The following is an 18582-nucleotide window of genomic DNA, read 5'->3' on the forward strand; positions in this document are numbered from 1 at the left end:
TGCGCCCTGACGCCGTTGTCTGGCCATTATGGATATACGCGGGTTCCTGTTGTTCTGGTCGGTTTTGACCGCCATCGTCGCTGCGCTCAGCCTCGGACCATCCTTCGCCCATGTGCTGGAATCGGTGCCGCGGCTGACCAGATGGCCGCCTTCGCTCTGGCGTGAAACCACTGTCTTCAACGCTCAGTTCCAATTCTTCGCGATTGTCGGCGCACCGCTGGACGTGGCCGCGATCGCCTGTCCGGGGCTTCTCGCCTGGATGCTGCGCAGCGACCGCCCGGCATTCTGGTGGATTTTGGCCGCCACCGTGCTTTATCTGATGGCCCTCGTGGCGTGGTTTACCCTGGTCAAACCGGCAAACGATGTCCTGGCCACCTGGGTGCCTGGACCGATCCCGGACAATTTCGAAAGTATCCGGAGCAGCTGGGAAACCGGCCATATGGTCGTCACCGGCTTCAAGGCCGTTGGTTTCATAGCGCTCGCAGTCGGCCTGCTGTCGATCAGGCGCGGCTGATCCGGTTGCACACGTCGGCAGCCCTTTTGTTGCGCCGGTCAATGTGCTGTGGCAGAAGCGGCGAGCCGCCTTCCGGAGATGCGCCTTCTTGAAACCTTTTCGCGACAAACGCCGCGACAGCCGCCCGCCCGCGAAGGGCGGGGCGGAGCAGCCGCGGCGGCGCGACGCCGGCCTGACCGCCGGTTCGGAGCCTAAACTGCAGGACCGGTCCGAGCCGAAAGCCGCGCCGCGCCCTCTATCCCGCCGCGATGGCGCGCTGCCTGCCGAACATCTGCCGCTGATCCTCGAGGTCGGCGCCAATCAGGACTACGCGCTGCTCGACAGCGGCGCCGGAGAGAAACTCGAGCAATACGGCCCCTACCGCATCGTTCGGCCGGAGGGCCAGGCGATCTGGCAAAAGGCTTTGCCGGCCAGGGACTGGGAGCGCGCCGACGCCATTTTCACCGGCGATACCGACGAGGAAGGCATCGGCCGCTGGCGCTTCCCCAAGACGCCGCTCGGCGAGACCTGGCCGATGAAGCATGACGGCATAGATTATCTCGGCCGCTTCACTTCGTTTCGCCATGTCGGCGTCTTTCCCGAGCAGGCCTCGCACTGGGACCACATGGCCGGACTGATCGCGGCGGCAAAACGGCCGGTGAAGGTGTTGAACCTGTTCGGTTACACCGGCCTTGCCTCCTTGGTGGCGGCGCGTGCCGGCGCCGAGGTCACCCACGTCGATGCTTCCAAGAAGGCGATCGGGTGGGCGCGCGAAAACCAGGAAATGGCGGGCTTGTCGCAAAAGCCGATCCGCTGGATCGTCGACGATGCCGTGAAATTCGCCGAACGCGAGGAGCGCCGCGGCAGCCGTTACGACATCATCCTGTTCGACCCGCCCGCCTATGGCCGCGGACCGAAAGGCGAGGTCTGGCAGCTGTTCGAGGACCTGCCGGCGCTGACCGATATCTGCCGCGCGATCCTGACGCCGAAGCCGCTCGCCGTGGTACTGACCGCCTATTCGATCCGCGCCTCTTTTTTCGCCATCCATGCCCTGATGCGCGACACCTTCGCCGGCATGGGCGGCACGGTCGAGTCGGGTGAATTGATCATCCGCGAGAAATCTGCCGGTCGGGCGCTTTCGACCTCGCTGTTCTCACGCTGGGTGGCCTGAATGAGTGCGTACGAACGGCACGCGGGCGCGCCAGGGCAGGTGAAGGAAGTCACCAGCCTCGCCAACCCGCTGGTCAAGGCCATCAAGGCGCTCGCGCTGAAGAAATTCCGTGACCAGCAGAATGCCTTCATGGCCGAAGGCCTGAAGTTGGTCATCGACGCGCTCGATCTCGGCTGGTCGATCAGGACATTGGTCTTCGCCAAGGCCGGACGTGGCAATACGGCGGTTGAAAAGATCGCGGCGCGCACGGTCGCCGCCGGCGGCACCGTCCTTGAAGTTTCGGAAAAAGTGCTGGTCGCCATCACCCGCCGCGACAATCCGCAAATGGTCGTCGGCGTGTTCTCGCAGAAATTCCTGCCGTTGAAGGACATCCGCGTCCGTGACGGCGACGTCTGGGTGGCGCTCGACCGCGTCCGCGACCCCGGCAATCTCGGCACCGTCATCCGCACGGTCGACGCTGTCGGGGCCAGGGGCGTCATCTTGGTCGGCGAGACCACCGATCCCTTTTCGGTCGAAACGGTGCGCGCCACCATGGGCTCGATTTTCGCCGTGCCGGTCGCCAAGGCGTCGCCCGAAGCTTTTCTCGCCTGGCGAAAGAGCTTTCCCGGCCTCGTCGCCGGCACCCATCTGAAGGGTGCGGTCGACTACCGCTCGGTCGATTTTTCAAAAGGCCCGGTGCTTTTGATGATGGGTAACGAGCAGCAAGGCCTGCCTGACGAGCTTGCCGCAAACTGCGACAAACTGCTGCGGATACCGCAGGCCGGCCGCGCCGATTCGCTCAACCTTGCGGTGGCCACCGGCGTCATGCTGTTCGAGATCCGGCGCGGCGCGCTGAAGCTCGGCCCGGAGGATGCCCGATCGTGACGTCCCAAACCGTGAAACTGCAAACTATGAAGTCCTGGAGCCCCTACGCTTTTCTGGTTGTCGCCGCGATAGCGCTCGACCAGTGGCTGAAATATCTGGTCGAGACCGGCCTTGCCTTTCAGGAAAAGCTCGATCTCCTGCCTTTCCTGGCGCTGTACCGCACCTACAACACCGGCATCGCGTTTTCGCTGTTTTCGTCCTTCGGCGACACCGGCCTGGTGGTCGTCGCGGTTGTGGTGGTCGCTTTCGTGCTCTACCTTGCGGCCCGCACGCCGCCGGGCCACCTGCTTGCCCGCATCGGCTTCGCGCTGATCGTCGGCGGCGCGCTCGGCAACCTGATCGATCGCGCAATCTACGGTCATGTAATCGACTATGTCCTGTTCCATACGCCGGTCTGGTCCTTCGCCGTCTTCAACCTCGCCGACGCCTTCATTTCGGTTGGTGCGGTACTGGTCGTCTTCGACGAACTCATTAGCTGGCGGCGCGGAGCGTCGAGCGATTGACCTCACTCGCCTGGCGCCGCACATTCTGATCTGCAAGCCCGAGGAGAAAAAATGCCCGAAACCTTCAAAGCCATCCTCGTTTCGCGTGACGCCGAGAAAAACCAGTCAGTCGCGGTGACCGAGCTTACCGAGGCAGACCTGATGGAGGGCGACGTCACCGTCGCGGTCGAGGCGACGACGGTGAACTACAAGGACGGTCTTGCAATTACCGGCAAGGCGCCGGTAATCCGCCGCTGGCCGCTGGTGCCGGGCATCGATTTCGCCGGCACCGTCATCTCGTCTTCCAATCCTGACTGGCGCAAGGGCGAAAAGGTCATATTGAACGGCTGGGGCGTCGGCGAGACGCATTTCGGCGCCTTTGCAGGGCGCGCCCGCGTCAAGGGCGACTGGCTGGTGCCGTTGCCGGACGGCATGAGCCCGCATGATGCGATGGCGGTCGGCACCGCCGGCTACACCGCCATGCTTTGCGTCATCGCGCTGGAGCGGCACGGCATCGTGCCCGAGCGCGGCCCGGTGGTCGTGACCGGCGCTGCCGGTGGCGTCGGCTCGGTCGCGGTCTCGATCCTGTCCAGCCTCGGCTATCACGTCATCGCCTCGACCGGCCGCGCTGCCGAAAGCCCCTATCTGATCGACCTCGGCGCCGCGGAAGTGATTTCACGCGACGAGCTCACCCAGCCGGCAAAACCGCTCGCCAAGGAACGCTGGGCCGGCGGCGTCGATGCGGTCGGCAGTCACACGCTGGCCAACGTTCTGTCGATGACCTCCTATGGCGGCGCCGTCGCCGCTTGCGGCCTCGCCGGCGGCATGGACCTGCCGGCAAGCGTCGCCCCCTTCATCCTGCGCGGCGTCTCGCTGCTCGGCATCGATTCGGTGATGGCGCCGAAGGCGGTCCGCCTCGAGGCCTGGCGCCGCATCGGCGCCGATCTCGACCACGCAAAGCTTGCCAGCCTGTCGATGAGCATCGGCTTCGACGGCATCATCGGCGCCGCGCATGAGATCGTCGAGGGCAAGATCCGCGGCCGCGTGGTGGTGGATATATGAGCCCCCAAGGGATAAAAAAGAGCGCGACCGCTAAAATTCGAGCGATCAACCACAACCTTCGATAAGCTCTGTCTGGCAGGAGTTCCGTATGATTGCGGAACCCGGCATCAGAGAGGCGGAACCAGCCGAACGGGCCGACGGGACGGCCCCCGCGGCGCCAGGACGGCAGCTTGTCGCCGCGCCACCGCTGGCGCCGGAACTGCCGGCCTCCAACCGCGAAGGCCTGCCCTTCCTGACGCTCGTCGCCATCGTCGTGCTGGCAGGCTTTTCGCATCTGACCGGGGCGCCGATCTTCATCACCATCGGCCTTTTGGCGACAGCCATCGCCGGGCTCGCCATGCATCTGCGCAACAGGCGCACCGAGCGCCGCGCGGTGGCCCTGCTCGATGCCACGACCGCCCGCAGCCGCGCCGAAATCGAGACGCTGGCCGACCGCATGTGGGAGATGCAGGAGAGCGAGGAGCGCTTTCGCGGGCTGATCGATGCACTCGGCGATCTCGTCGTCCATCGTGACCGCGACGGCCACATTGTCTACGCCAACAAGGTTTTCGCCGACCTTGTCGAAACCGACCAGCGCGACCTTGCCGGCAAGACCCTGGCCGAACTAGGCATCGATGTCGGCATCGTCCCCGACGCCGCGTTTTCCGACCATGAATGCCTGAGTTCCACCGACGTCGCCATTCGCACGCCGGACGGCCCACGCTGGTTCTCTTGGATCGAGCTGTCGGTGCGCGACAAGGACAGCGGCGCCGTTTCGCATCGCGCCATCGCCCGCGACATCACCGCTCGCAAGCGCGCCGAATCCTCGCTGATCACCGCCCGCGAGCGGGCCGAATATGCGAGCCAGGCCAAATCGCGCTTCCTCGCCACCGTCAGCCACGAGATCCGCACGCCGATGAACGGCATCATGGGCATGGCCCGGCTTCTCGCCGACACCAGCCTTTCGCCCGAGCAGCGGACCTATGTCGGCGCCATCTCGACCTCGGCCAGCGCGCTGCTGGCGCTGATCGAGGACCTGCTCGACTACTCCAAGATCGAGGCCGGCCGCTTCGATCCCGAACCGCAGCCGATGTCGGTGCGCGAGATCGCCGACAATGTCATCGAGCTTTTGGCGGCGCGGGCTTTTGCCAAGGATATCGGCCTCGGCTGCCATGTCGAACCCGACGTGCCGCAGCTGATCACCGCCGACCCCGGCAGGGTCAGGCAGGTGCTGCTCAATCTCATCGGCAACGCCGTCAAGTTCACCGACAGCGGCGGCGTCCTGGCAAGCATCGCCCGCGTCCGCACCGAAACCACCGACCGCATCTGCTTCACCATCACCGACACCGGCCCCGGTCTGCGCGAGGAGGACATGGAGCGCATATTCGAGGACTTCGAACAGGCTGACGGCACCTCGACCCGTGCGCATGGCGGTGCCGGCCTCGGTCTCGCCATTTCCAAACGCCTGGTGATCGCCATGGGCGGCACTATCTCTGTGTCGAGCCGGCTTGGCCAGGGGTCCGAATTCGTCTTCGAGATTCCCGCTATTTCCGCCGTCGAGGCGCCGCAGATCCGCCAGGACGCGCTGTCGGGCCGGCATGCGGTGATCGTATCGAAGAACCTGGTCGAGGCCGAAGCCCTCGCCCGCACCATTCGCGCCAATGGCGGCACGGTCGATCTGGCCACCGCCGCCGCCCAGGCCACCGCTTTCGCCGAGGGCTGTGACGTGCTTCTGATCGATGCTGCCATGGAGCAAAGCGACGGCAGGCTGCTCAGGCGCCTGCGCCAGAGCGGATTTGCCGATTGCGAGGCAGTGACGCTGATCGCGCCGACCGACCGCGGCATGCTTGGCGAGTTCCGTGCCAACGGTTACGCCACCTTCCTGGCGAGGCCGGTGCGCGGCGAGACACTGCTGCGCGTGCTTTTGACCAGCCATGCACCGGTCATCGCCGAGCCGCAACTGCAAAGGCGCGGCGCGCAGGCGGGGCACGCCATTGGCGCCCGCCAGCAGGGCCTGTCGGTGCTGATCGCCGAGGACAACGACATCAACGCCATGCTGGCCCGCGCCACGCTGCTGAAGGCCGGGCATCGCGTGAAAGTGGTCGGCAACGGCAAGGCCGCGGTCGAGGCGGTCATCAGCACCGGCCACAAGCACCGCTACGACGTGGTGCTGATGGACTTGCACATGCCTGTCATGGACGGTCTGGACGCCATCGCCGCCATCCGCCGCCATGAGGAGGAGACCGCGGTGCCGCCGGTGCCGATCATGGTGCTGTCGGCCGACAGCCAGGAAAAGACCCGCCACGCCGTGCTCGCTCACGGTGCCAGCGGCTTCGTCACCAAGCCGCTCGACCCCGATGCCCTGGTTCATGCGGTCGAAGGGCAAGCGGCCGCCTGAGGCACAACATAGACGGTTGATAGATTACCCAGCCGACGAAGTATTGCCCGCAGAGCCGTATCACGGTACTGTCACAATCCTGTTGCACCTACACCGTATCCCCGTGCCAAGAGGGATGGCTCGAAGGAGAATCACTCGTGCATACAGTCATGCCGGAATGTGATGCTCGGCCGAACGCCAGCGGGCCTTTGCTCGTCGGCCGGAACGCCGATGCCGTCATAAAAGGCGCATCGCTCGGCCGCATCGGCAATCTCGAAGTGCGGCTCGCCCGCAACGAGCCCGAGATCGCTGCCGCGCAGGAAGTGCGCTACCGGGTGTTCTACGACGAGCTTGGTGCCAGGAAGGACCTGTTCCAGATGCAGGACCGCCGCGATGCCGACCGCTTCGATCCCCTCTGCGACCATCTGCTGGTCTTCGATACTTCGCTTTCCGGCCCCGAGCATCGCCGCATCGTCGGCACCTACCGCCTGCTGCGGCAGGAGATTGCCGCGGCCGCCGGAGGCTTCTATTCCGAAGGTGAATTCGAACTGACCAAGCTGATCGCGCGGCATCCCGGCCAGCGCTTCCTCGAGCTCGGCCGCTCCTGCGTTCTGCCGGAATACCGCTCGAAGCGCACCATCGAGGCGCTGTGGCAAGGCATCTGGGCCTATATCAATCATTACGGCATCGGCGTGATGACCGGCTGCGCGTCGTTCCACGGCACCGTGCCGGCGGCACATGCAGAGGCGCTGACCTATCTTGCCCACCACTGCCGGACGAATTCATCCTGGGACGTGCGTGCCGTCGCCGGGCGCTATTGTTCCATGGATCTGATGCCGATCGAGGCGGTCAATACCAAGGCGGCGATCGCCGCGATGCCGCCACTGGTCAAGGGCTATCTGCGCGTCGGCGCGCGCATTGGCGACGGTTGCGTCATCGACCGTGAATTCTCGACGGTCGACGTGTTCGTGGTGATGCCGGTCAAGGAGATCGGTGCCCGCTACGTCAATTATTATGGTGGAGAAGCGCAGCGGTTTGCGGCGTGAATAGTGAATAGTGAATAGTGAATAGTGAATAGAACATAGCACTGACTGCTGGAGCAGCAATTGGCTACTCACTACTAACCATTCACTATTGACCATTCACCCATTCACGCATCTTTCTCAGCCTGCTCGTTGACCGGCCCCGGCTCGACTGGCGCTTCGCTCGCCACATGCTTGGGGCCGCCCTTAGCGACGCCGACCATGGCGGGCCGCAGAACACGCTCGCCGATCGAATAGCCGGGCTGCACGACCTGCACGACCGTGTTGGCCGGTACGTCGGGATTGGGCACCTCGAACATCGCCTGGTGGAAATTCGGATCGAATTTCTCGCCCTCGGGCTCGAGCTTCTTCACGCCGTGGCGTTCCAGCGCCGACAGCATGGCGCGCTCGGTGATCTCGACGCCGTCGATCAGCGCCTTGAAGCCGGCATCGCCCGAAGCCTTGGCCTCCTCCGGGATGGCATCCAGCGCACGGCGCAGATTGTCTGACACCGAAAGCATGTCGCGGGCAAAATTGGCAACCGCATAGGCGCGCGCGTCGTGGACGTCGCGGGCGGTGCGGCGACGCAAGTTCTCCATGTCGGCCGCGACGCGCAGCGCGCGATCCTTCAGCTCTTCGTTTTCCTTCAGAAGCCGCACAAGCGCTTCATAGTCGCCGTCGACGCCACCTTCCCTTGGCTCCGCGGCAGCCTCGGTCTTCTCGGCTTCATCGGGCGCGCGTTCGTCTTTTGCCTGGTCGCTCATCGCCGTTTCCCGTCATTTTCGAATGGTGTGGATTTGCGCCCGATATCGAGGTTTAGCGGCCAAAAATCAAGGGGCAAGCGATACTGCAGCCGCTGTCGCTGATTGATGGCGGACGGCGCAGACCTTTCGATTTTAATTCAAACTTTACCGTACCCGACGTCTTTGCTTGCCGGGACACTACAATGCGGGAACCATTCCTCCCTTGGAAGAGTTTCGAAGCCGACACAGGATTTTGGATGATGCCCCGCAGGAATGGCGAAAAACGCGATGGGCTCGCCGCCGATATCCGGCGCCAGCTCGGCACCGAGGCGACCAAGCGCTTTCTGCGCACCTTGCCGGCCTTCCGCACGGAGTCCGATATTCCCGACCGTCTGAAGGAATTGCTCGACCGCCTGGACGGCGTGGAAGCCAAGGTGGTCGCAGGCGGGCGCCGTCGGTAGACACCATTGCAGGCCGTGCGCCCGGCGACTGCGGCCATCAATTCCTCGCCATCGCGCGACATTTACCCGCAGTAACTTTGCGTGATCGCCGGCTTGCGGCAGCGCGCTGCTCCGCCTATGTTTCATGATGAACATGATTTCCCCCGAAGCTGTGGCAAACAGCAAGCGCGCCTGGTTGAAAATCCTGTCGCGCTATAAAAAGCCCGACAGGCGTCGCAGCGCCGTCGAACTCGCCATCACCCTCATCCCCTTCGCCACGCTGTGGACATTGTCCTCGGCCGCTTATGCCTATGGCCATTGGTGGGGTCTGGTCCTCATCCTTCCAGCCGCCGGCTTTCTGGTGCGGATCTTCATGATCCAGCACGATTGCGGCCACGGCTCCTTCTTTGCCAATCGCTATGCCGACGACTGGATCGGCCGCGTCCTTGGCGTGCTGACGCTGACGCCCTACGATTGCTGGCGCCGCGCCCACGCAACCCATCACGCCAGCGCCGGCAATCTCGACGAGCGCGGCACCGGCGACATCAAGACACTGACCGTCGCCGAATACCGGCAACTGTCGTGGCGGGGCCGGCTCGCCTATCGCCTCTATCGCCATCCGCTGGTGATGTTCGGCCTTGGCCCGATCTGGATTTTCATTTTCGAGCAGAGACTGCCCTTGGGCATGATGCGGGGCGGCCTCACCCCTTGGGTGTCGTCGATGTCGACCAACCTAGCCATCACGGTCATAGCCGCGCTGCTCATCTGGTTCGTTGGCCCCGGCGCGTTTCTGGTCGTGCATTTGCCGATCGTCATCCTCGCCGGATCGGCCGGCATCTGGCTGTTCTATGTCCAGCATCAGTTCGAAGAGACGGAGTGGACAAAGGACTCCGAGTGGGAATTCCAGCACGCTGCCCTGCACGGTTCGTCCTATTACGACCTGCCGCCGGTGCTGAACTGGATCACCGGCAATATCGGCGTCCACCACGTGCACCACCTCTCGGCCAAGGTGCCATGCTACCGGCTTCCGGAAGTGCTGAGGGACTATCCGGAGCTGCGTGAGATCGGCCGCGTCACACTCCTCGACAGCCTGCGCTGCGTCAAGCTGGCGCTGTGGGACGAGAGCCGCAGCAAGCTGGTATCGTTCCGCGAAGCGCGGATGGCCGTGTAGACGTACCGCCGCACCTAAAGCGCGTCGCGCTCGACCGGCCTCATGCGACGCGCTTTAGGTTCTTGTTTATGCATGCCGTTATCGCAAAACCGCTGAACACTTTTGCGCGACATGCGTTAGGGGTGCGGCGGGCTCCACATTCCGAGCTTAAGCCGCCTGGCGCTGGTCGCGCATCAGGATCTCGCCCTGGCGGATCTCGGTGCCCAGCACTTTCAGGCATTCGCGCATGAACGCGGCAAGGCCCGGCCAGCCCTTGGCCGACACCAGATTGCCGTCGACATGGGCGCCGGTCGGCGCAACATCGATATAGATGCCGCCGGCCAGCGTGACTTCCGGCTCGCAATACTGCAGCGCCGCGACTTCGCGGCCGCGCACCACGCCGTCGACCGCGATCAGGATCTGCACGCCGTGGCAGATGGTGAAGATCGGTTTTCCCGTCTCATGGAAATGCCGCACCAGCGCCTGCACGCGCTTGTCGATGCGGATATATTCCGGCCCGCGCCCGCCCGCCGCGTAGACGGCGTCGTATTCGGCCGGGTTGACCTCGGAAAACGTCTTGTTGAGAATGTAGTCGTGGCCGAGCTTTTCCGTATAGGTCTGGTGGCCCTCGAAGTCGTGCAGCGAGGTCTTCAGGATATCGCCGGCCTTCTTGTCGGGGCAAACGACATGGACGGTGTGGCCCACCGCATGCATGGCCTGTTCAAAGACGAAAATCTCGTACTCCTCGCTGAACTCGCCAACGAGCATCAATATCTTCTTGCCAGCCATACCCGGTTCCTCCCTTGTGGCCACATTTATTCGGATCGCGAAATAATGGGTCTATCCTAAGGCGGAGAGGCGCAAAATAAAAGGTTGAATCTGGAATGTGGTCCGACCAGAAGGCTTCTGGCCCTCTGGAGCGGATCAGCCGGCGCGCACCCGCCGCCAGGAATATTTCGGGCCTTTGGCCTCCGGCTTCACCGCCGGCTGATAGAACAGCGGCAGTCCGCCTGTGCGGCCTTGCTCGAGCCGCTTCAGCAGCACCGGGTGCGATATCTCGAATTCATCGAAGCCGACGCGCAGCATATGCGGCAGCTGATCAATCAGCACCTGCCCGGTGGCGCGCATAGCGCCTGCAAAATGATAACGGCTGCGCAGCAATTCGCCCTTGGAGAACGAGCGGCCGTCATTGAACGCCGGAAACGCCAGCGCCACCAGTGACAGCTGATCGAGCAGGCCTGCGATCTTTTCGAGCTGATCGCCGGGCTGCAGCAGCACACCGATGCGCTCCTTCGCCGACCGCCGCACCTCCGGATCGAGGCCGAGAAACGCCTGCAACGGCAGGATGAAACGGCCATTGCCGACCAGCGCCTCGGCGCTTTCGGCATGAACCCACTCGTCCTCGCGGAACCCATCCGGTGTCCACAGCCGCATTGCGTTTTCGGCTATCAAGTCGCTCATCAAGAAAATTCCCAAGTCCACAATATTCTCAAATTCAAAACACCCCGGGGTGTGTCGAGATTCAGGTCAGGCCAAGCCGAAGCCGACGGCGGGCGCGAAGCGACCAAACTGGGTGGCTTCCGAGAACCGGAGCGGAGCGTACTTTGGGTACGTGAGCGCCGGAAGCGCAGGAAGCCGCCGTTTGCAGGCCGGCTGAATATCAACATATCCTAAAGCGAGGCGTCGGTCAGCGACCTTTCCAGCCCCGACAAGTGGATGCCGCATTCGGTCTTGGCGTGCCCGGCCCAGCGGCCGCTGCGCGCGTCGTCGCCCGGCTGCACCGGCTGCGTGCATGGGAAGCAGCCGATCGACAGATAGCCATAGGCGACCAGCGGGTTTTCACGCAGCGCATGTGCGCGCATGTAGCCGGCCTGGTCCGATGTCGTCCAGTGCGCCAGCGGATTGATGCGGATGCGCGAGCCGACCGCCTCGAACACTGGCAGCGCTGCCCGGGTCGCCGCCTGGAAGCGCTTGCGGCCGGTGAACCAGGCGCGGAACGGCTCGACGCCGCGCGCCAGCGGCTCGACCTTGCGGACGTCGCAGCAGGCGTCGGTGTCGGTCTCGTTCAGATTGCCGGTCGGGTCGATCCTTGCCAGCGCCGCATCGTCGGGCCTGATCACCCGGATATCGCTCAGCCCGAAATCGGCGGCCAGCGCGTCACGATAGCCGAGCGTCTCCTCGAAATGCTTGCCGGTGTCGAGAAAGATCACCGGCAGCGTGCGGTCGATCTCGGCGATCATGTGCAGCAGCACCGCCGAATCCGCGCCGAAGGACGAGACGGCGGCGATTTCGCCGTGAAAGAACTCCCGGGTCGACCGCTCGATGATCTCCAGCGGCTTCAGATGGCCGTAGAGCGCGTCGAGACCCGCCGCTTGGGCGGCGATGCCGGCCTCGACGTCGACAATACGGTCAAGCGGCCTTGGCTTCGCCAGCATAGAGCGCCTCCTTGAACGGCGCGGGACCGACTCGGCGGTAGGCGTCGATGAATCTTTCGTTTCTGTCCAGCCGAAGCCCGAGATAGGTCTCGACGATCTGCTCGATGGCATCGGTGATCTCTTCCGAACTGAAGCCGCGGCCGATGATCTCGCCGACCGAGGTGTTCTCGTCGGCCGAGCCGCCGAGCGTCACCTGGTAGAGCTCGGCGCCTTTCTTCTCGACCCCGAGGATGCCGATATGGCCGACATGGTGATGGCCGCAGGCATTGATGCAGCCGGAAATCTTCAGCTTCAATTCGCCGATCTCGCGCTGGCGCTCCAGTGAGGCGAAGCGCCGCGAGATTTCCTGCGCCACGGGAATCGAGCGCGCCGTTGCCAGCGCGCAATAGTCGAGGCCGGGGCAGGAGATGATGTCGCTGATCAGGTTGGAATTGGCCGTCGCCAGCCCGATATCGACAAGCGCGTCATAGACCGCCTTGAGGTCGGCCCGCGCCACATGCGGCAGGATCAGGTTCTGCTCGTGGCTGACGCGCAGCTCGTCGAAGGAATATTTTTCGGCAATGTCGGCGACCGCTTCCATCTGGCTGTCGGAGGCATCGCCCGGCGTCTCGCCGATGCCCTTGAGCGAGATGGTCACCGCCGCGTAGTCGGGATGGCGATGGGTGACCACATTCTGGTCCAGCCATTCGGAAAAGCTCTTGGAGTCGAGGCGGGCAAGCTTGACCGCCTCATCGCCTTCCGGCCGGTCGACAAGCGGAGGCGGCGCGAAATAGGCGTCGATGGCGCGGATGTCTTCTTCCGGCAGCCTCAGCTCGGCGTCCTTCAACTCCTGCCATTCGGCCTCGACCTGGCGGGTGATCTCCTCGACGCCGGTCTCATGGACCAGGATCTTGATGCGCGCCTTGAACTTGTTGTCGCGACGGCCGTAGAGGTTGTAAACGCGCAGGATCGCCGTGCAGTAGGACAACAGATCCGCTTCGGGCAGGAAATCGCGGATCTTCTTGGCCACCATTGGCGTGCGGCCCTGGCCGCCGCCGACATAGACGGCGAAACCAAGCTCGCCGGCGGCGTTCTTCTTCAGGTGCAGGCCGATGTCGTGCGTCTGGATGGCGGCGCGGTCGCGCTCGGCGCCGGTCACCGCGATCTTGAATTTTCGCGGCAGGAACGAGAATTCCGGATGCACCGACGACCATTGCCGCAGGATTTCGGCATAGGGGCGCGGATCGGCAACCTCGTCGGCGGCTGCGCCGGCGAAGTGGTCGGCAGTGACGTTGCGAATGCAGTTGCCGCTGGTCTGGATGGCGTGCATCTCGACGCTTGCCAGATCCGCCAGGATCGCCGGGATGTCCGACAGCGCCGGCCAGTTGAACTGGATGTTCTGGCGCGTCGTGAAATGCCCATAACCTTTGTCGTATTTGCGGGCGATGTGGCCGAGCATGCGCAGCTGCTTGCTGTTCAGCGTGCCGTAGGGCACCGCGATGCGCAGCATATAGGCATGCAGTTGCAGATAGACGCCGTTCATCAGCCGCAGCGGCCGGAACTGGTCCTCGGTGATCTCGCCGGCAAGGCGCCGCGCGACCTGGTCGCTGAACTCGGCGACGCGGGCCTTGACGAAATCGTGGTCGAACTCATCGTAACGGTACATATTCAGGTCTTTCCGGGCGCGTCCGCCCGTTATTTTCTTCGTTCGAGCATGCTCGGGATCATGCTTGGGTCATCTATGCCGCGCGTGCGGCTTGCGGACGGGCCTGCTTGCCCAGGTCGTTGCGGGTGGTCGGGCCGGCGGCACGGATCTTTTCACGCAGCCGGACCGCTTCGACCGTGCCGTTGGCCACGGTCACGTCGATCAGGTTGACGTCGACCACTTCGTTGTTGGCGGAGGCCTCGGCGCCGATCGCCTCCAGCCGGTCCTCGGCCGCCTTGTCATGGGCGATGTCGGCATGGTCGATGGTCTCGGCCCAGCCGCCATTGGCGTACCAGACGGCTATGCCGTCGGTGAGGCGGTTCGCGGTCAGGACTTTCATTGGTTCACTCCTTGCGCGGCAGCACGGGCCACGCTTTCCTGCCTGTGTGCCGCCAGCGGCTCGGACCGTTCGAAATTGGCGCCGGCGACCGCGTCGCCGATGATGGTCATCACCGGGCCGCTGAGGTCGGCACGCGCCTCCAGCGACGGCAGGTCGGCGAGCGTGCCGTGGAAACGGCGGCGGTTGGCAAGGCTGGCATTCTCGACCACGGCTACGGCCGTATCCGGCGACAGGCCGGCTTCGATCAGCCGGCCGGCGACCTCGGCGGCGACCGAGCGGCCCATATAGACGGCGACCGTCGCGCCGGAAATGGCGAGCTTTGCCCAGTCTGGCAGCGAATTTCCCTTGAGGTCGTGGCCGGTGGTGAACACCATCGACGACGACACGCCGCGCAGCGTCAGCGGCAGTTCGAAATCGGCGGCGGCGGCGAAGGCCGCGGTGACGCCCGGAACCACTTCGTAGGCGACGCCGGCATCGCGAAGTGCCGCCATCTCCTCGCCGGCCCGGCCGAACACGAGCGGGTCGCCGGACTTCAGCCGCACGACACGCTTGCCGGCGTGGCCAAGCTCGACCAGCAGCGCATTGATCTCGGCCTGGCTCTTGGAATGGCACCCCTTGCGCTTGCCGACCGGCAGGCGCTCGGCATCGCGACGGCCCATGGCGACGATCGCCTCCGGCACCAGCGCGTCATGGACGATCACGTCGGCTTCCATCAGCAGGCGATGGGCGCGCAGCGTCAAAAGGTCCTCGGCGCCTGGACCGGCGCCAACAAGCGCGATATGGCCCGATGCCGGTTCTGTCGAAAGCAGCAGGCCGACGGCCGCATCATGCGCCTGCGAAAGCTCGCCGGCCTCGACAGCGCGGGCCGGCGCGCCGCCAAAGAAATCGCTCCAGAAGCGGCGGCGGGCATTGCCCTTCGGCAGCAGTCTTTCGGCGGTGTCGCGAAACGATGCGGCGAGCGCCGCGAGCGGACCGAGCGAGGGCGCCAGCATGCGGTCGATGCGGCTGCGCAGCATCTGCGCCAGCACCGGGCCGGCACCTTCCGTGCCGATGGCAATGGCGACCGGCGCGCGGTTGACCAGTGCCGGCGTGAAGAAATCGCATAGCTCCGGCCGGTCGACGGCATTGACCGGAATGCCCAGCCGGCGCGCATCCCCGGCAACGCGGCGATCGAGCGCCTCGTCGCCGCTGGCGGCAAACACCATCACCGCACCATTGAGATGTGCTGCATCATAGGCGTCGGCGATGTGGGCGGCCCCCGTCTCGGCGATAAAGGCCAGCAGCTCCGGGCTTGTTTCATCGCTGACGATGCGCAGCACAGCGCTCGACTGCGCGAGCAGCCGCGCCTTGGCCAGCGCTTCCTCTGCGCCGCCGACGATGGCTATGGCTTCGCCCTCGACCCGCATGAAGACGGGAAAGGCATTGAGCTTGGGCGTGGCTTGCGGCATGACGAGCGGAATCCTGGAACCGTTTGTCAGTTCTACGCGGGGGCGCGAAAAACCAGAAGGCACCCACTCGCGCATCGCTTCGTAGCAGGCAATCTCTTTTCTGCAAGCATGAAGGCCAAGAGAAAAATATTCCACATTCAAATGCGGAGCAGATTGAAGCTGCTGCTGCAGCCCTTGATCCGCTGCCTTTCTAGCGGCCGGAGGAGCTAACCACAAAACAGATTTTTCTAAATTCTATCAATTTAGTAGATTAAGCCGCCGGATGCTGACCGAGCGATCGACGGCAGCCCCGCGCTCTCGCCGGCCCTTGTCGGAATACCGGGTCCGAGTACCGGAACATTCCCGCCTCGGCACGCGTTTGCCTATGGGCCCAAGCCCGGTCATGCCCCTACGGCAAAGGCCCGGCGATGGGCTCGAAAAATCAAAAAAGGAGCGCCCCATGAGCAACGTCAGACTGAAACGCGGACTGTGGATCGTGGTGGCAGATGGCGAAAAGGCGCTGTTCCTCGAGAATCGTGGAGACGTCCAATATCCCGACCTTCAGGTCGTGCACGAGATGGAGCAGGAAAATCCGGCAACCCGAGAACAAGGCACGGACCGCCCCGGCCGCTACAGCGACGGCCCTTCCGTCCACCGCAGTGCGGTCGAGGACACCGACTGGCACCGTCTCGGCAAGGAGCGTTTTGCCGAAGAGATTGCCGACAGGCTCTACAAGCTCGCGCATCGCGGCAGCTTCAAGGAGATCGTGCTGATCGCGCCGCCGCCGGTGCTGGGCGACATGCGCAGGAAACTGCACAAGGAGGTCACCGACAAGATAACGGCCGAAATTCCAAAGACGCTGACCAACCACAGCATACCCGATATCGAGAACCTGCTGCAGGCGACCTGATCGGCATCGGCGGCGCGCAACTTTCGTTTCCGTAGCAAGCGCCCTGCTTGGAGCAGGCCGCGCCGGGTGGCAACGCTTGCCGGCTCTCCGTCTTTTGCCGCCTTGCCATCGATTTAATGGGATTGCGGGTTGTCTCGCGACTGTCGCAGCCTCCATACTGCCACGGCGGCGGCTTTTGGACGGCGCATGTCCGACATCGCGATTCCTGAAGGCGCTCCATAGACAATGCCGCATGACACGCCCCTTATCGCCACCATCGTCGCCGGTCTGGGGCTGGCTTTCGTCTTCGGCGCACTTGCCAACCGTTTTCGCGTGCCGCCGCTGGTAGGCTATCTCATCGCCGGCGTTCTGGTTGGACCGAACACGCCGGGTTTCGTCGCCGATGCCGGCCTCGCCAATGAACTTGCCGAGATCGGCGTCATCCTGCTGATGTTCGGCGTCGGCCTGCATTTCTCGCTGAAGGACCTGTTGTCGGTCCGCGCCATCGCCGTGCCCGGCGCCATTGTGCAGATCGGCTTCGCGACAGCCCTCGGCGCCGGCCTTGCCTGGATGCTCGGCTGGTCGATGGGCGCGGGACTGGTCTTCGGCCTGGCGCTTTCCGTGGCCTCGACCGTGGTGCTGTTGCGCGCTCTGCAGGAGCGGCGGCTGATCGAGACCGAGCGCGGCCGCATCGCCGTCGGCTGGCTGATCGTCGAGGATCTGGCGATGGTGCTGGCGCTGGTGCTTTTGCCGGCATTGGCCGGCGTGCTCGGCGGCCAAGAGCAGGTGGAGGTGCACTCCAGCGGTCTGCTGTCGCTGCCGGCGAGCTACGGCGTCTGGGGCGTCGTCGCCATCACACTGGCCAAGGTCGCGGCCTTTGTCTTGGTCATGCTGGTGGTCGGCCGCCGGCTTATCCCCTGGATCCTGCACTACGTCGCCCATACCGGATCGCGCGAACTGTTCCGGTTGGCGGTGCTTGCGATTGCGCTTGGCGTCGCCTTCGGCGCGGCCAAGCTGTTCGGCGTGTCGCTGGCTCTCGGCGCTTTCTTCGCCGGCATGATCATGAGCGAATCCGAGCTCAGCCACCGGGCGGCCGAGGAATCGCTGCCGCTGCGCGACGCCTTTTCCGTGCTGTTCTTCGTTTCGGTCGGTATGCTGTTCGACCCGTTCAGCGTGATCAGCAATGGCTGGCCGATCCTGGCGACGCTGGCCATCATCGTTGTCGGCAAGTCGCTGGCAGCCTTCGTCATCGTCGTCGTCTTCCGCTATCCGGTCGCAACCGCATTGATGATTTCGGCAAGCCTAGCCCAGATCGGCGAATTCTCGTTCATCCTGGCTGAACTCGGCGTCGGGCTGAATCTGCTGCCCGAACAAGGCCGCGACCTCATCCTCGCCGGCGCCATCCTGTCGATCGTCCTCAATCCGCTGATGTTTCTTGCCGTCGACCGGATGAAACCCTGGCTGGAAGCACGCGCTGGCAGGACGGCGCCGTCCGGCGAAGCAAGGCCGATCGGCCCGGCGACCGAGCCCGGCCAGGTGGCTTCGGTCGCGGCGCCTGCTAACGAGGATGGCCCACCGCCCAGGACCAGGCTGACCGGCCACACCATCCTGATCGGCTACGGCCGCGTCGGCAGCCTCGTCGGCACGGCGCTGAAGCAGGCCGCCCTGCCCTTCCTCGTCATCGAGGATGCCGACAAGACGTTGGCGAAGCTCAAGGCCGAAGGCGTCGAAACCGTGACCGGCAACGCGGCGAACGGCGACGTGTTCGCCGCATCCAATCCCGAGGGCGCAAAGCGGCTGATCCTGGCCATTCCCAACGCCTTCGAGGCCGGGCAGGTCGTGCTGCGCGCCCGCGCCGCCAATCCGGCAATCGAGATCATCGCCCGCGCCCATTCCGATGCCGAGGTCGAGCACCTTAAGAACCTTGGTGCCGACACCGTCATCATGGGCGAACGCGAGATCGCCCGCGGCATCGTCGAGGAGGTTTTGGCAGCACCGAAAGCGCCCCCGGCAGCCTAAGCCTG

At 64.4% G+C, this 18582-nt stretch carries 18 protein-coding genes; 11 read left to right on the forward strand and 7 right to left on the reverse strand.

Annotated elements, in window-relative coordinates; all coding sequences use genetic code 11:
- The first annotated feature begins 28 nt into the window (after positions 1-28).
- The 7 genes from NKJ73_RS02505 (at position 29) to olsB (ending at position 7474) form a co-directional block, all read left to right on the forward strand.
- Positions 29-514: a DUF1772 domain-containing protein gene (locus NKJ73_RS02505; RefSeq protein ID WP_352568230.1), complete on the forward strand. Its 486-nt coding sequence runs from the start codon at positions 29-31 to the stop codon at positions 512-514.
- A gap of 88 nt (positions 515-602) precedes the next feature.
- Positions 603-1664, forward strand: a complete 1062-nt coding sequence (locus NKJ73_RS02510; protein WP_352568231.1) for an RsmD family RNA methyltransferase — start codon at positions 603-605, stop codon at positions 1662-1664.
- Positions 1665-2528, forward strand: a complete 864-nt coding sequence (locus tag NKJ73_RS02515) for a TrmH family RNA methyltransferase (protein ID WP_352568233.1) — start codon at positions 1665-1667, stop codon at positions 2526-2528.
- 26 nt (positions 2529-2554) lie between these two features.
- Complete coding sequence (gene lspA / locus NKJ73_RS02520; protein ID WP_352568316.1) at positions 2555-3031, forward strand: signal peptidase II; 477 nt, start codon at positions 2555-2557, stop codon at positions 3029-3031.
- Between the two features lie 51 nt (positions 3032-3082).
- Positions 3083-4072 (forward strand): acrylyl-CoA reductase (NADPH), encoded by a 990-nt coding sequence (acuI, locus tag NKJ73_RS02525; protein ID WP_352568234.1) that lies wholly within the window; start codon positions 3083-3085, stop codon positions 4070-4072.
- A gap of 88 nt (positions 4073-4160) precedes the next feature.
- Positions 4161-6449 (forward strand): PAS domain-containing hybrid sensor histidine kinase/response regulator, encoded by a 2289-nt coding sequence (locus NKJ73_RS02530; protein ID WP_352568235.1) that lies wholly within the window; start codon positions 4161-4163, stop codon positions 6447-6449.
- A gap of 149 nt (positions 6450-6598) precedes the next feature.
- Complete coding sequence (gene olsB, locus NKJ73_RS02535) at positions 6599-7474, forward strand: l-ornithine N(alpha)-acyltransferase (RefSeq protein WP_352568317.1); 876 nt, start codon at positions 6599-6601, stop codon at positions 7472-7474.
- 104 nt (positions 7475-7578) lie between these two features.
- Here the strand turns inward: olsB and grpE are convergent, their stop codons facing one another.
- Positions 7579-8214, reverse strand: coding sequence for a nucleotide exchange factor GrpE (gene grpE / locus NKJ73_RS02540; RefSeq protein ID WP_023675250.1), 636 nt, complete (start codon positions 8212-8214; stop codon positions 7579-7581).
- Positions 8215-8450: 236 nt separating this feature from the next.
- On the opposite strand from grpE, the gene NKJ73_RS02545 reads away from it, so the two are divergent.
- Entirely contained in the window at positions 8451-8654 is a 204-nt protein-coding gene (locus NKJ73_RS02545; protein ID WP_023675249.1) for a hypothetical protein, read from the forward strand.
- Positions 8655-8781: 127 nt separating this feature from the next.
- Positions 8782-9804, forward strand: coding sequence for a fatty acid desaturase (locus NKJ73_RS02550; RefSeq protein WP_352568236.1), 1023 nt, complete (start codon positions 8782-8784; stop codon positions 9802-9804).
- 147 nt (positions 9805-9951) lie between these two features.
- On the opposite strand, the gene NKJ73_RS02555 is transcribed toward NKJ73_RS02550, so the two are convergent.
- From NKJ73_RS02555 to cysG, 6 genes are all read right to left on the reverse strand, one after another.
- Positions 9952-10572: a DJ-1/PfpI family protein gene (locus NKJ73_RS02555; RefSeq protein ID WP_352468335.1), complete on the reverse strand. Its 621-nt coding sequence runs from the start codon at positions 10570-10572 to the stop codon at positions 9952-9954.
- A gap of 135 nt (positions 10573-10707) precedes the next feature.
- A complete protein-coding gene (locus NKJ73_RS02560) occupies positions 10708-11244 on the reverse strand; it encodes a DUF934 domain-containing protein (RefSeq protein ID WP_352568237.1) in 537 nt (178 codons plus the stop codon).
- 209 nt (positions 11245-11453) lie between these two features.
- Positions 11454-12218, reverse strand: coding sequence for a phosphoadenylyl-sulfate reductase (locus NKJ73_RS02565; protein ID WP_352448339.1), 765 nt, complete (start codon positions 12216-12218; stop codon positions 11454-11456).
- A complete protein-coding gene (locus tag NKJ73_RS02570) occupies positions 12193-13863 on the reverse strand; it encodes a nitrite/sulfite reductase (RefSeq protein WP_352568238.1) in 1671 nt (556 codons plus the stop codon). Before NKJ73_RS02570 ends, NKJ73_RS02565 begins: the two co-directional genes overlap by 26 nt.
- A 73-nt stretch (positions 13864-13936) precedes the next feature.
- Positions 13937-14242: a DUF2849 domain-containing protein gene (locus NKJ73_RS02575; RefSeq protein WP_352568239.1), complete on the reverse strand. Its 306-nt coding sequence runs from the start codon at positions 14240-14242 to the stop codon at positions 13937-13939.
- Entirely contained in the window at positions 14239-15690 is a 1452-nt protein-coding gene (gene cysG / locus NKJ73_RS02580; protein WP_352568241.1) for a siroheme synthase CysG, read from the reverse strand. Before cysG ends, NKJ73_RS02575 begins: the two co-directional genes overlap by 4 nt.
- Positions 15691-16129: 439 nt before the next feature.
- On the opposite strand from cysG, the gene NKJ73_RS02585 reads away from it, so the two are divergent.
- Both NKJ73_RS02585 and NKJ73_RS02590 read left to right on the forward strand, forming a co-directional pair.
- Entirely contained in the window at positions 16130-16579 is a 450-nt protein-coding gene (locus NKJ73_RS02585; protein WP_023675241.1) for a baeRF12 domain-containing protein, read from the forward strand.
- Between the two features lie 225 nt (positions 16580-16804).
- Positions 16805-18577 (forward strand): cation:proton antiporter domain-containing protein, encoded by a 1773-nt coding sequence (locus NKJ73_RS02590; protein ID WP_352568242.1) that lies wholly within the window; start codon positions 16805-16807, stop codon positions 18575-18577.
- Positions 18578-18582: the final 5 nt, after the last annotated feature.

Source organism: Mesorhizobium sp. M0074 (assembly GCF_040322975.1).
Taxonomy (GTDB): Bacteria; Pseudomonadota; Alphaproteobacteria; order Rhizobiales; family Rhizobiaceae; genus Mesorhizobium.